A 12,589-nucleotide genomic window follows, 5' to 3' on the forward strand; every position below is an offset into this window, starting at 1 on the left:
GGACTACTTGAAGAAGGCGATGCCGTCGTCCGGCATGTCGTCCGGGAGGGCCTTCGCCCAGCGTTCGACGTCCTCGGGGGTGACGACCTTCTTCAGGTGGGCCGACAGGTAGGGGCGCAGTTCGACGTCGGGGGTCTGCTTCTCGCCGACCCACATGAGGTCGCTCTTGACGTAGCCGTAGAGGCGCTTGCCGCCGGTGTACGGGCCGGAGGCGGCGGTGCGGGCGACCGCGTCCGTGACCAGGTCGATCTGCGGCTTCTGCTTGGCCAACTCGCCGTACCAGATCTCCACCACGCCGTCGTCGCGGACCATCGTGACCTCGACCTTGCGGTCGGCGTCGACGCGCCAGAAGCCGGACTCGGTCTCCAGGGGGCGGACCTTGTTCCCGTCGTTGTCCAGCACCCAGGTGCGGGAGTGGTACTCCAGGAAGTCGCGCCCGTCGTGCGAGAACGACACCTCCTGCCCGAAGTTGCACTTCTCGGAGCCGGGGAAGTCGTGCACACCCGCTCCGGCCCAGTCGCCGAGCAGGAAGACGAGGGGGACCAGGTCCTTGTGGAGGTCGGACGGAATCTCGATCATGGCGTCGGCAGTTCCTCGATGGGGGTCAGCGCTGGCCCTGGTACAGCTTCTTCACGGTCAGTCCGGCGAAGGCGAGCACGCCGACACAGACCAGGACCAGCAGGATTTCGTAGAAGGTCTCCACGGGGTGCTCCTCGGATGAACGTGGTGCGATACGTACACAGGACCGGGCCCCAGCTTAGTCGGCCGGGACCCGGTGCTCACTGCGAGGTGCGGCTCAGTCGAGCAGTTGGCTCTGGAGGGTCACCGTCTGCTGGAACGGCACCGCCTCCGCCTGCCCCGCGCGGGACTGCACGATCACTCCGACGGTGTCGCCGGCGGACAGATAGGCCACCCGGACCTGCTCGGCGCCGTACGGCTTCGACTCGGTGTACGGCAGGTCCGAGACGTTCGGCAGTTTGGCCGCGTCCGGGAACTGGTCGTCCGACGCGTAGCTGTCGGCTCCCCGCATGGGGTACGTCGGCGCCGCGTAGCCGGAGAGGTTGCCGGTGACCAGTTCCTCGGCGACGGCCGCGGTGTCGAACTGGAGCAGGTAGATCCTGGTGTGCGTGCCGTCCGGCGTGGTCCAGCCGCGGGCCGCGAGGTGCCGCAGACCGTCGTCGGTGAGCTTCTGCGCGAGCTCCTCCCGGTCGCTCCTGGCGGAGAACTCCGCCAGGAACCCCTTCGTCGCCAGCCAGCCGTCCGTCCCGGCGAGCGCCTTGTCCACCGTCGCGCCCTGGGGCGCCGGCAGCACGAGCGCCCGCAGGTCCGCGTAGTGCGACTCCGTCGTGTTCGCCTTGTCGAACGGCGCCGGGCTGCCCTTCGGCAGCGGCGGCAGGGTCAGCTCCGGGAACGCCCAGCGCCCGTCCGACGTGGTCGCGAGACCGGGCACGTCGGTACGGTCCATCCGGGTGATGCCGTACGCCGTCCCCGAACCGACCGCCGCGAACACCACGACGGCCGCGGTCCAGCGCAGGACGGCGCGCAGGCCACGGCGGCTCCCGCGCGACGGGGGCTGCGGCTCGGACACCGCCTCGGACACCGCCTCGGGCTGTGGCTCGGGCTGTGGCTCGGAGCGCTGCTCGGGGCCGGGTGGCACCGACGGCGGCTCTCCGGGAGGCGGCGGAATCACGGCCTGCTGCTGCTCGGTCATACCGCTGTCCCCGTCGTCTTGATCCGGTCGAGCTGCTCGCGCAGGAACGACGCGATCCCCTTCGAGTCCATCGAGCTGGTCCCGGACGCGGTGAGCGTCACGAGTACATCGCCCTCGTACGCGGAGCAGATCATCCCGGTCAGCTTCTCCCCCGCCTCCTTGGTCGGCAGGACGCACCGCGCGTTCTTGTGGCCGGGTACGGCAGGCCCCTTGCGGAAGACGGTCAGGGCGTTCAGGACCGCGTCCTGGTAGGTGGCGATGTTCCGTACGGCGTGCTCGTCCATCTGGGCCAGCTGTACGTCGATGGTGTAGGCGTGCGCCGCCTCGACCGTGGAGTCCGTCGCGCCGGCCACGTTGAGGTAGCTGCGCATGGCCAGGCCCTTGATCTGCTCCCGGTCGATCTGCTTCTCCAGCAGAAGCCGCTGGGAACGGGGAAGACCGCTGATCTCCTGCTTGCGCAACGCGGTGGCCTCGCGCCCGCTCAGTTCGGCCTCGGAGCCGAACTGCTCGATGTCCGGGCCGCGGACGTACCCGCTGGAGGCGTACGGCACGAGCGTGCCGCTCAGCCCCTTGGCCGTCGGCGCTTTCGCGTCCGGTTTCGAAGCGGCCTCGGGCCACTTCCAGGTCGGGGCCCCGGCGTCCCGGTCGGCGCCGTTCACGGTCACCACGGTGTATCCGACGCCGCCGATCAGCGCGACGGCGAGCAGGGCGGAACCGGCGATCGCCGCGATACGGCCCTTGCGCACGGCCGGCTTCGGAGCGGGGGGCGCCGACTCGGGCACGGTGCTCTCCGGCACGGTGCTCTCGGGCTCCGGGGGCACGGGTGCGGGCACGGGCGCCTCGGCCGGTGCCTCCTCCCGCGTCTCCTCCAGAAACTGCTTCTCGGTCACAGCCGCCCCATCTGCCGCTCGGCAAGATCCATGATCGTCTTCTTGGTGACCGGCTTGGAGTCGTAGACCCAGATCGCCATGGCGACATCGCCGCGCCAGGCGTGTGCCTCGGCTTGGTAGCCGCCGGCGGTCCGGGAGTCGTGCACGAACACCATCCCGTCGCCCGTTCCCGGGATGCCCCAACTGTGGCTGTGGGACTCACGCTCGCCGTAGTAGTAGGCGTCGGTGGCGGCGTCGGACGCCCCGCGGGTGTCCTCCTGCCGGTACTGCACCAGGGCGATCTCGACGTTACGCGTGCCCTGCGACCACTTCGCGACGGCCGCGCGCCGGAACTCCTGGGCTATCTGGTAGCGGAAGGCGACGTCGGGCTGCGTGAACTCCTCGGCGTAGTCGGCGAGGTCCAGCCAGCCGTCACCGGGACCGGTGACCGTCGACCGCGCGTCGCTCGGCTTCTTCAGAAGCAGTTTGCGCAGGTCGCCGTCGGTCTTGACCGCACGGTCCCCGGCAGCGGACAGCGGCTCGGGACCGTTGCCCTTCGCCTGCGCGAGCGTGGCCTGCGACAGCGAGGGCAACTGGTCGGGCGCGCGGTGCGCCTGGACGAGGAAACCCGTGCAGGTACCGGCGACGACACCGAGTACGGCGGCAGCGGCCATCAGAAGCGTGATCCGCCCGGGGCGACGCGACGGGGGTCCGGGCTCCGCTTCGGGCTCCGGCTCCACTGTTGTTTCAGGTACTTCCAAGACGTCCCCCAACGAACGTGACGCGTACATTTCGTATGCACGCGCACAGGAGACCCACCGTGGTTGCCCTGAGTTGTAAGGGAGTTGATTACGATTCGGGCATGGCGAAAAAGCTGGTGATCAAGGTGACGGCGGGGGCCGACGCGCCCGAGCGGTGCTCCCAGGCGTTCACGGTGGCGGCCGTGGCCGTGGCGAGCGGGGTCGACGTCTCGCTCTGGCTGACCGGGGAGTCCGCGTGGTTCGCGCTGCCGGGCCGCGCGGCCGGGTTCGAGCTGCCGCACGCGGCGCCGCTGCCCGATCTGCTCGACTCGGTCATCGCGGCGGGCCGGGTCACCCTGTGCACGCAGTGCGCGGCCCGCCGCGACATCACGGAGAAGGACGTCCTGGAGGGCGTACGCATCGCCGGTGCGCAGGTCTTCGTCCAGGAGGCGCTGGCGGACGAGACGCAGGCCCTCGTCTACTGAACGGCTGCGCCTGGCTCAGCCGTTGAGCCCGCCGCCCCTGACGGCACCGACAAACATCGCCCAGGTGCCCTCGGCGAAGAGGAGGGTGCCGTGGGCGGGGTTCTTGCTGTCACGGACGGGGACAAGAGCGGGGAGATTGTCGGCGACCTCGACGCATGCGCCGCCTTCAGAGTTGCTGTAGCTGCTTTTACGCCAGTCGGCGGTGCTCAGGAAGTCGTCGGAGACCTCTATGCATTCGCCGCCGTCCGTGTTGCTGTAACTGCTCTTGCGCCACGTCACGCTGCTCAAGTCGATAGCTGGCACGGGACTTCCTCCAACATCCGCAGGATGAGTTGCAGCGACTCGGCCGGGGACAGCGCCAGGTCGCGTACCGCATCATAAGTCCGCTGTAGGCGCTCAACTCTGCTTGCTTCTTCGAGCAGTTCACCGCGTACATCGTTCTCGGCATAGGCCACGGTACGACCGTCCAGCAGCCGCAGGAACATCACTCCGGTGTTCGTCAAGCCGTGCACTCCGGAGCCGAATGGCAGGACGTGAAGCGTGATGTTCGGCCGCTCGGCCATCTCCGCCAAAAATCCCAACTGCTCCCGCCACGCCCGCCGGTCCCGCAGTCCCATGTGCAGCACCGCTTCGGAGAGGACGGCACGAAACGGCGGCGCTTCCTCGCCCTCCAGCAACTTCCTTCGCCCTGTTCGTGCTTCGACCTGCTGCTCCAGCTCTTTGCCCTTAGCACCGCCGGCTGCGAGCGCTTCGCGCGCATACCCGGCGGTCTGGAGCAGGCCCGGTGGTGCGCTGGCGGCGTAGTGCCAAAGACTCACCGCCTCAGCCTCGAAGGCCATGTACCGCCTGTACTGCTCCTTGAACTGCGTCGGATCGCCAACTGCCAGTTCCCACAAGGCGAGCAGCAAGCCCGGCGTTCCGTAGTACTGGTCGAGCGCCTGCGCCACCTCGGGGCTGCCGAGGGTCGCACCGCTCTCCAACTTGCCGAAGAGGGAAGGGTCCCAGCCCACCACCTCCGCCAACTGCCGGAGGCTCAGGCCGTGTTCGGCGCGCAGCGACCGCAACTCCTCGGCGTAGCGCCGCCTCGGCTCCTGGCTCCGGCCGGTGACCATCCTGCGCGGCGGCATCGCACCTCCGTGAACTGGGCTGTGAATACGCAGAGTAGCCCAGCCGTCGCTCTCAGCGGCGCCGTTTCTTGCCGTCCAGCTCGTCCCACCAGTCGTCGGACTTGGGGTCGCCGGAGGGGTCGTCCCACCAGCGGTCGTCGGGGCCGCGGCGGTTGGCCACGACGGCGGCGAGCGGCGGGATCACCATCGCCACCACGCACATCCCCACGGCGGCGGGCACGGACCAGATCCGCACGACTCCCCAGGCCAGGACGAAGAGCCCGATACAGATCCCCATCATGGCGAAATACGCGTGGCGGCGACGTGCGTACATGGTTCAAGGGTAGGCCCGCACCGAGGACAGCCGCACGGGTCACACCCCTCCGCTACCGGCGGCCGGCGGCCGCCGCGGCGCCCCGAAGCCTGCGAAGCAGTGCGAGGGGCCCATCAAGAGGTGCCGCGTGGCGGCGACGTGCGTACATGGTTCAAGGGTAGGCCCGGAGACGACGAAGGGCCGTGCCTCGGGATGCGACCCGGGCACGGCCCTTCCGCTTGCTTGTCAGACGGTGATCGCGACCTCCGCGAGGCCGCCCGTCTGGGCGACGACCGTGCGGTCGGCGGTGGCGCCGGGGACGAGGGCGCGGACGGTCCAGGTGCCCTCGGCGGCGTAGAAACGGAACTGGCCCGTCGCGGAGGTGGGGACCTCCGCGGTGAACTCGCCGGTCGAGTCCAGCAGGCGGACGTAGCCGACGACGGGCTCGCCGTCCTTCGTCACCTGGCCCTGGATCGTGGTCTCACCGGGCTTGATCGTCGAGGCGTCGGGGCCACCGGCCTTCGCTCCACACATGTCTGGGTTTCCTTCAGGTCGCAGCGGTTACTTGTTGGCGCCGAGCTCGATCGGGACACCGACGAGGGAGCCGTACTCGGTCCAGGAGCCGTCGTAGTTCTTGACGTTCTCCACGCCGAGCAGCTCGTGCAGCACGAACCAGGTGAGCGCGGAACGCTCACCGATGCGGCAGTACGCGATGGTGTCCTTGGCCAGGTCGACCCGCTCGTCGACGTAGAGCTCCTTGAGCTCGTCGTCCGACTTGAAGGTGCCGTCGTCGTTGGCGTTCTTCGACCACGGGATGTTGCGGGCGGACGGGACGTGGCCCGGACGCTGCGACTGCTCCTGCGGGAGGTGGGCCGGCGCGAGGAGCTTGCCGGAGAACTCGTCGGGCGAGCGCACGTCGACCAGGTTCTGCGAACCGATCGCGGCGACGACGTCGTCACGGAAGGCGCGGATCGCGGTGTTCTGCGGCTTGGCCTTGTACTGGGTGCTCGCGCGCTCGGGGACCTCCTCGACCAGCTCGCGGGCGTCCAGCTCCCACTTCTTGCGGCCCCCGTCGAGCAGCTTGACGTTGTCGTGGCCGTAGAGCTTGAAGTACCAGTACGCGTACGAGGCGAACCAGTTGTTGTTGCCGCCGTAGAGGATCACCAGGGTGTCGTTGGCGATGCCCTTCGCCGAGAGGAGCTTCTCGAAGCCCTCCTGGTCGACGAAGTCACGGCGGACCGGGTCCTGGAGGTCCGCGGTCCAGTCGATCCGGATCGCGTTGCGGATGTGGTTCTTCTCGTAGGCGGACGTGTCCTCGTCGACCTCGACGATGGCCACATCGGGGTTGTCGAGGTTGGCCTCGACCCAGTCTGCGTCGACCAGGACGTCGCTGCGGCTCATGTTCGTTCTCCTCCGGGGCAGTTGCGGCGGTGCTGTGCGGGAGACAGAGGTGCGCGCTCGTACGGGGGCAGCGCACGGGTGCCCTGAGCAGGGCGCGGGGAGTGAACGCGGAAGTCTGCGTTTCCGCTCAGAAGGTGCGACAGAGCATGGCGGCGACGCGGCACAGGTCTACTGCCCGCCGCTTCGTGAGATCCGCCTGGCGCTTCTTCATGGTCCCGATCGTAGGGACGGACAGCGGGACATGTCACCGGCGTGTCGTATTTTGAGACGCGATCGTCCGCGATGTGAGAAAGAGGAGGCGTGAGGGTCGCTGCCGCACGGATTCCGGCCCGAAGTACCCGTGATGTATCCGAAGCCGCGGCTGGGGCCATCTGCGGTACGGACGGGGATGTCTCGCCTGTCGGACAGTCGTGCCCGGTTCCGCGCCGGATGTCGGCGGGCGGACCGCCGCCGGCCGCCCCCGAGGCCCCTAGCCCCGCCCCCGAGCCACTACCCGGCCAGTTTGACCTTCGAACCCCGGACCGTGATGTCGACGCCGTTCTTCGCCGCGACGACGCTGTCCAGCTTGATGCCGCCGGGGAGTTGGTCGATCGTCTGCTGGAAGTCGGTGATCGTCCGGACCTTCGCCTCGGCGAGCTGGACCCCGGCGAAGGCGGGCAGCCCGTCGGCGTGCACCCTCACGGTGTCGCCCACGACGGTGACCGTGCTCAGGACGTACATCGGAGGCAGCGTGTGCCCCAGCGCCTTCGCCTTCACGGCGACCTTGATCTTGCCGTTGCCGCCGTCGGAGAGGCCGATGACCTGTGCGGTGACACCCGGGGCGACGGTGGTGGCGTCACCCTTGGCGGCCTTCAGCAGCTCGGCGTAGGTGATGTTCGCGCTGCCGGTGGCGGTGTCCGCGGTGGCGGAGCTGTAGTCGCCGGAGAACTCGACGCCCTTCATGTCCGCCTTGAGGTCGTCGATCCGGATGGTGGCGGTGCCGGAGCCGCTCGCGGTGCCGGTGGAGGCCTCGTACTCCTTGATGCCGATCTTCACGTCGTCCAGGTCGCCGCCGGCCACCTGGGTGAGGAACGGGAAGCCCTCGATCGACACGGACGGCGTGACGGCCAGGTTCTCCCGGCTCTTCAGCCGGTCCGCGACCTCGCCCTGCGCGAAGTGCACCGCCACGCGATCGACGAGGACGAACAGGCCGCCCAGGATCACGACGACGACCAGAAGTATTCGCAGCGCGCGCATGCGGTGTTTCCCCCACCTTGACGGGACAGCGGTGACCGGCGGCCGGGTGACCGCCGAGCGCGAGCGTAACCCTGGGCGGGCGGCCGTAGCGGAATTGTCGATCACCTGTGACAGGACGCTCGACCTGTTCCGCTAGCCGAGCGCGCGGCCCAGGACGTAGACCGCCGGTGCCGACGCCGCCAGGGGCAGCGCCACACCCGCCGTGAAGTGGACGAAGCGGGACGGGTAGTCGTAGCTCGCCACCCGGTGGCCGATGAGCGCGCAGACCGCCGCCCCGGCGCCGAGCACGGCACCCTTCGTACCGAAGTGCGTCACCCCGCCGACCGCGATGCCCGCGCCCGCCGCCGCGAGCAGCGAGACGATCACCGAGGCGGGGGTCGGCAGCGGGAGGGCGCGGGCCAGCACCGCCACCGCGACCGCCGCCGCGCCGACCGTGACCGCGTCCGGGTCGGCCGCGAGATGGCCGGCCGCGATGATCGACAGGGCCGCCGAGGTGACCGTCGCCGTCAGGCCGTACATCCGCTCGTCCGGGTCGGCGTGCGAACGGAGCTGCATGACGAGGGCGAGCAGGACCCAGACGCCGAGGGTGCCCAGGATCGCGGCGGGGCCGTGCTCCCGGCCGGCCGCCAGCAGGGCCGCGTCGGCGACGACCGCGCCCGCGAAGGCCAGCGCGATGCCCTGCCGGGCGGGCCACATGCCGTTCAGCCGGAACCACCCCGCCGCGGTGACCGCCTGGAGGACGACCAGCGGCACGAGCAGCGCGTACGAGCCGACGGCCGCCGTCACGGACAGCAGCAGCCCCAGCACCGCCGTGAGCGCGGCCGGCTGCATGCCCGGTTCGATGACGGGCGAACGCCCTTCGAGGCGGGCGCGCTGGGCGTCGGTGACCCGGGCGTTGCCGACGACGGTGGCGGGACCGTAACCGGCGCCCTCCTCGGCGCCCGGGGCGGGCGCGGGGGCGGCGGGCGCGGGCGCCTCCGGGGCGGGTGCCTGGGGGTAGTAGGGCTGCTGGGGCTGCGCGTAGGACTGGGGCTGCTGGTAGTTCCAGCCCTGGGCCTGCTGCTGCCCCTGCTGCCCGTACTGGCCCTGCTGTGCGTGCTGCCCGTACTGGCCCTGCTGCCCCGGGGCCTCCGGCGGCAGCGGGTGGCCCGTCACGCCGTAGCTCTGCTGTTGTTGCTGTTGCTGCTGGTTCTGGGGGGACGGGTACGCCGGGTCGGGCACGGGGGCCGTGGTCGGCTGGATCTGGGTCTCCCAGGTCTGGCCCTGCCACTGCTGCGTGTACTGCTGGGCCGCCTGCGGGTCGTCATAGGACTGCTGCTGCCCCGGCCACGCCTGCGGCGGCTGGTGCGGGGGGTGCGGGGGGTGCGGGGCGTAGGGGTCGTGGCCCTCGTCGTAGCCCTCGTACGGCTGGTTGCTCATCGCTCATCCTCCTGCGAACGGCGGGAGCACCTCGACCGTGCCGCCCTCGGCCAGCCGTACCGTCTCATGTGCGCGGGTGCCCACGGGGTCACCGTCGACGAGGAACGAGCATCGCGCCAGTACGCGGGTGAGTTCCCCGGGGTGCCGCTCGCGGACCTCGGCGAGCGCCTCGGCGAGGGTGACCGCGTCGAACGGCTCCTCGGCGAACCCCGCCGCGGCCTTCGCGGCCGCCCAGTAGCGCACCGTGACCTTTGGCATCTGCTTCCTCAGTAATCGATCGGCGTCAACACCGCCAGGCTAGCCGCCCTGACCGACAGCCCAGCGACCGATGCGGGCCAGCAGGTCGTCGGTGGCGGCGTGTTCGGCGTGGCCCATGCCGGGCTCCAGCCAGAGTTCGGCGTGGCCGGCGGCCGCCGCGGCGAGCATCCGGGGGTGGTCGACGGGGAAGTAGCCGTCCCGGTCGCCGTGCACGATCAGCAGCGGGGTCGGCGCGATCCCGGGGACCGCCTCGACCGGGGAGAGCGGGACGGGGTTCCAGTCGCGGTGGTGGATACGGGTGCGGAATCCGTAGCGGCTGACGAACCGGCCCTCCGGGCGCGTCACCAGCCAGTGGACGCGCCGCATGGGGGCCGTACCCCGGTAGTACCACCGGGCCGGGGCGCTCACCGAGACCACCGCGTCCGTGTGCGCTCCCGCGTGCGCGTCCTCTTCCCTTTGGGCGTCCGGGGCGTCCGGGGCGTCCGGGGCGTGCAGCGCCGCGTGCCGCAGCGCCACCGAGCCGCCCATCGAGAAGCCGACGGTGACCACGCGCGCGTGCCCCTGCCCGCGGGCCCAGCGGACCGCGGCGGCCATGTCGAGCACCTCGCGGTCGCCGACCGTCGAGCGCCCGCCGGAGGCCCCGTGGCCGCGGAAGGAGAAGGTCACCACGGCCCCGTACCGCGCGAGAGCCCTGGCCACCCGCCGTACGTGCGGCTTGTCCACGTCGCCGGTGAAACCGTGCGCCACGACGAACACGAGGTCGCCGGCGGGTGGCCGCGAGGTGTCGTATACGACCGCACCGGGTTCGTATACGGAATCGATCGCCACCCCGTCGACCGTGGTCAGGAACGTCCGCAAAGGTGTGCGTCTGCTCGTCTCAGAGTGCGGACGAACGGTGGAACGTGCCGCATGACCTGCCCTACCAGTGCTCATGTGGGCTATTCTCCTGAACAGAGGACCTGGGCAGAGTTGCCCCCGGGTCCTTTTGTGCTTTCGGAAGCGTTGTATACGAAACGGGAAACCGCAGGTGTACGGGGCGAACCGGGTCCGCACAGGTAGTGCCGTAGTGCCGTAAGCGTCCTCGCAGGGACCGAGGAGGAACCAGACATATGAGTTCGCTGCTGCTCCTGACCAACGCCCTCCAGCCGTCCACGGAGGTGCTTCCCGCCCTCGGCCTGCTGCTGCACAACGTGCGCGTGGCTCCGGCGGAAGGCCCCGCCCTCGTCGACACCCCGGGTGCCGACGTCATCCTGATCGACGGCCGCCGGGACCTCCCGCAGGTGCGCAGCCTGTGCCAGCTGCTCCGCTCCACCGGTCCTGGCTGTCCGCTCATCCTCGTCGTGACCGAGGGCGGTCTCGCGGCCGTCACCGCCGACTGGGGCATCGACGACGTCCTCCTCGACACCGCCGGACCCGCCGAGGTCGAGGCGCGGCTGCGGCTCGCCATGGGCCGCCAGCAGATCGTCAGCGACGACTCCCCGATGGAGATCCGCAACGGCGACCTGTCGGTGGACGAGGCGACCTACTCCGCCAAGCTCAAGGGCCGGGTCCTCGACCTGACCTTCAAGGAGTTCGAGCTGCTGAAGTACCTGGCGCAGCACCCGGGCCGGGTCTTCACCCGCGCCCAGCTGCTCCAGGAGGTCTGGGGCTACGACTACTTCGGCGGCACCCGGACCGTCGACGTGCACGTGCGGCGGCTGCGCGCGAAGCTCGGCCCCGAGCACGAGTCGCTCATCGGGACCGTCCGCAACGTCGGCTACCGCTTCGTCACCCCGGAGAAGGCCGACCGGGCCACGGACGACTCCCGGGCCAAGGCGACCCCGCCGAAGCCGGAGAAAACGGACGAGTCGGCCGCCCTGGACGCCACCGAGATCCCCGCCGAGGCGTAACGCGGCTCACGGCGGGGACGCGCTCCTCGTTCGCACCCGGGGAAGCTTCGATAAGCCCTGCCCAGAGCCGGTCCATCCGCGTAGACTCCGCGGGTGGCCAAGGTGACTCGGGATGATGTGGCGCGGCTGGCGGGTACCTCGACCGCCGTAGTCAGTTATGTCATCAACAACGGACCCCGGCCGGTCGCCCCGGCAACGCGCGAGCGCGTCCTCGCCGCGATCAAGGAACTGGGGTACCGGCCCGACCGGGTCGCCCAGGCCATGGCGTCGCGGCGGACGGACCTCATAGGACTGATCGTGCCGGACGCGCGCCAGCCCTTCTTCGGCGAGATGGCGCACGCGGTCGAACAGGCCGCCTCCGAGCGCGGGAAGATGGTGCTGGTCGGCAACTCCGACTACGTCGGCGAGCGCGAGGTGCACTATCTGCGCGCCTTCCTCGGGATGCGCGTCTCGGGCCTGATCCTCGTCAGCCACGCGCTGAACGACCTGGCCGCCGCCGAGATCGAGGCGTGGGACGCCCGGGTGGTGCTGCTGCACGAGCGGCCCGAGGCGATCGACGACGTCGCCGTCGTCACCGACGACCTGGGCGGCGCCCAGCTCGCCGTCCGCCACCTCCTGGAGCACGGCTACGAGTACGTCGCCTGCATGGGCGGTACGGCCGACACCCCCGCCGTCGGCGACCCCGTCTCCGACCATGTCGAGGGGTGGCGGCGCGCGATGTCCGAGGCCGGACTCCCCACCGAGGACCGGCTCTTCGAGGCGCCGTACAACCGCTACGACGCCTACCAGGTCGCCCTCGGCATCCTGGCCGGGCCCCGGCGCCCGCCGGCCGTCTTCTGCTCCACCGACGACCAGGCGATCGGGGTGCTGCGGGCCGCCCGCGAGCTGCGCATCGACGTGCCCCGGGAGCTCGGCGTGATCGGCTTCGACGACATCAAGGAAGCGGCGCTCGCGGACCCGCCGATGACAACGATCGCATCGGACCGTTCCGCGATGGCCCGGGCCGCCGTGGACCTCGTCCTCGACGACGGGCTGCGGGTGGCCGGGTCCCGCCGGGAGCGGCTGCGGGTGTTCCCCTCCCGGCTGGTGACCCGGCGGTCCTGCGGCTGCGTGGGCTGAGCCGCCGGACGACGTACGGGGTGAAGTCCCAGCCGGTGCGGGC

At 70.5% G+C, this 12,589-nt stretch carries 17 protein-coding genes; 3 read left to right on the top strand and 14 right to left on the bottom strand.

Annotation, left to right across the window (positions count from 1 at the left end; translation table 11 throughout):
• Positions 1-3: 3 nt before the first annotated feature.
• From ABZT12_RS19740 to ABZT12_RS19755, 4 genes are all read right to left on the bottom strand, one after another.
• Positions 4-579 (bottom strand): FABP family protein, encoded by a 576-nt coding sequence (locus tag ABZT12_RS19740; protein ID WP_356385738.1) that lies wholly within the window; start codon positions 577-579, stop codon positions 4-6.
• Positions 580-796: 217 nt separating this feature from the next.
• Positions 797-1,711 carry a hypothetical protein gene (locus ABZT12_RS19745; protein WP_356385741.1) on the bottom strand — a complete coding sequence of 305 codons (915 nt, stop codon included), beginning with the start codon at positions 1,709-1,711 and terminating at the stop codon, positions 797-799.
• Complete coding sequence (locus ABZT12_RS19750; RefSeq protein ID WP_356385744.1) at positions 1,708-2,601, bottom strand: hypothetical protein; 894 nt, start codon at positions 2,599-2,601, stop codon at positions 1,708-1,710. The genes ABZT12_RS19745 and ABZT12_RS19750 overlap by 4 nt, the downstream gene beginning before the upstream one ends.
• Positions 2,598-3,254, bottom strand: a complete 657-nt coding sequence (locus tag ABZT12_RS19755) for a hypothetical protein (RefSeq protein WP_356385747.1) — start codon at positions 3,252-3,254, stop codon at positions 2,598-2,600. The genes ABZT12_RS19750 and ABZT12_RS19755 overlap by 4 nt, the downstream gene beginning before the upstream one ends.
• Positions 3,255-3,442: 188 nt before the next feature.
• Here ABZT12_RS19755 and ABZT12_RS19760 point away from each other — a divergent pair, with 188 nt between their 5' ends.
• A complete protein-coding gene (locus tag ABZT12_RS19760) occupies positions 3,443-3,805 on the top strand; it encodes a DsrE family protein (protein ID WP_356385750.1) in 363 nt (120 codons plus the stop codon).
• A 15-nt stretch (positions 3,806-3,820) separates the two neighbouring features.
• Here ABZT12_RS19760 and ABZT12_RS19765 read toward each other — a convergent pair whose 3' ends face one another.
• From ABZT12_RS19765 to ABZT12_RS19810, 10 genes are all read right to left on the bottom strand, one after another.
• On the bottom strand, positions 3,821-4,108 hold the full coding sequence (locus ABZT12_RS19765; protein ID WP_356385753.1) for a DUF397 domain-containing protein: 288 nt from the start codon (positions 4,106-4,108) through the stop codon (positions 3,821-3,823).
• Positions 4,090-4,932: a helix-turn-helix transcriptional regulator gene (locus ABZT12_RS19770; protein ID WP_356385756.1), complete on the bottom strand. Its 843-nt coding sequence runs from the start codon at positions 4,930-4,932 to the stop codon at positions 4,090-4,092. Before ABZT12_RS19770 ends, ABZT12_RS19765 begins: the two co-directional genes overlap by 19 nt.
• Positions 4,933-4,984: 52 nt before the next feature.
• Positions 4,985-5,245 carry a DUF3099 domain-containing protein gene (locus tag ABZT12_RS19775; protein WP_356385759.1) on the bottom strand — a complete coding sequence of 87 codons (261 nt, stop codon included), beginning with the start codon at positions 5,243-5,245 and terminating at the stop codon, positions 4,985-4,987.
• Between the two features lie 225 nt (positions 5,246-5,470).
• Complete coding sequence (locus ABZT12_RS19780) at positions 5,471-5,758, bottom strand: DUF1416 domain-containing protein (RefSeq protein WP_356385761.1); 288 nt, start codon at positions 5,756-5,758, stop codon at positions 5,471-5,473.
• A 27-nt stretch (positions 5,759-5,785) separates the two neighbouring features.
• Positions 5,786-6,625: a sulfurtransferase gene (locus ABZT12_RS19785; protein ID WP_356385764.1), complete on the bottom strand. Its 840-nt coding sequence runs from the start codon at positions 6,623-6,625 to the stop codon at positions 5,786-5,788.
• A gap of 127 nt (positions 6,626-6,752) precedes the next feature.
• On the bottom strand, positions 6,753-6,836 hold the full coding sequence (locus tag ABZT12_RS19790) for a putative leader peptide (protein ID WP_356385913.1): 84 nt from the start codon (positions 6,834-6,836) through the stop codon (positions 6,753-6,755).
• A gap of 278 nt (positions 6,837-7,114) precedes the next feature.
• Complete coding sequence (locus ABZT12_RS19795) at positions 7,115-7,861, bottom strand: DUF2993 domain-containing protein (RefSeq protein WP_356385767.1); 747 nt, start codon at positions 7,859-7,861, stop codon at positions 7,115-7,117.
• A gap of 132 nt (positions 7,862-7,993) precedes the next feature.
• Complete coding sequence (locus tag ABZT12_RS19800; protein WP_356385770.1) at positions 7,994-9,280, bottom strand: hypothetical protein; 1,287 nt, start codon at positions 9,278-9,280, stop codon at positions 7,994-7,996.
• Between the two features lie 3 nt (positions 9,281-9,283).
• Positions 9,284-9,538: a MoaD/ThiS family protein gene (locus ABZT12_RS19805; RefSeq protein WP_356385773.1), complete on the bottom strand. Its 255-nt coding sequence runs from the start codon at positions 9,536-9,538 to the stop codon at positions 9,284-9,286.
• Between the two features lie 39 nt (positions 9,539-9,577).
• Positions 9,578-10,471, bottom strand: coding sequence for an alpha/beta fold hydrolase (locus tag ABZT12_RS19810; RefSeq protein WP_356385776.1), 894 nt, complete (start codon positions 10,469-10,471; stop codon positions 9,578-9,580).
• A gap of 176 nt (positions 10,472-10,647) precedes the next feature.
• On the opposite strand from ABZT12_RS19810, the gene ABZT12_RS19815 reads away from it, so the two are divergent.
• A complete protein-coding gene (locus ABZT12_RS19815) occupies positions 10,648-11,427 on the top strand; it encodes a response regulator transcription factor (protein WP_356385779.1) in 780 nt (259 codons plus the stop codon).
• 93 nt (positions 11,428-11,520) lie between these two features.
• Positions 11,521-12,546, top strand: a complete 1,026-nt coding sequence (locus ABZT12_RS19820; RefSeq protein WP_356385782.1) for a LacI family DNA-binding transcriptional regulator — start codon at positions 11,521-11,523, stop codon at positions 12,544-12,546.
• Positions 12,547-12,589: the final 43 nt, after the last annotated feature.

This window comes from Streptomyces sp. NPDC005423, assembly GCF_040606415.1.
Lineage (GTDB): Bacteria > Actinomycetota > Actinomycetes > Streptomycetales > Streptomycetaceae > Streptomyces.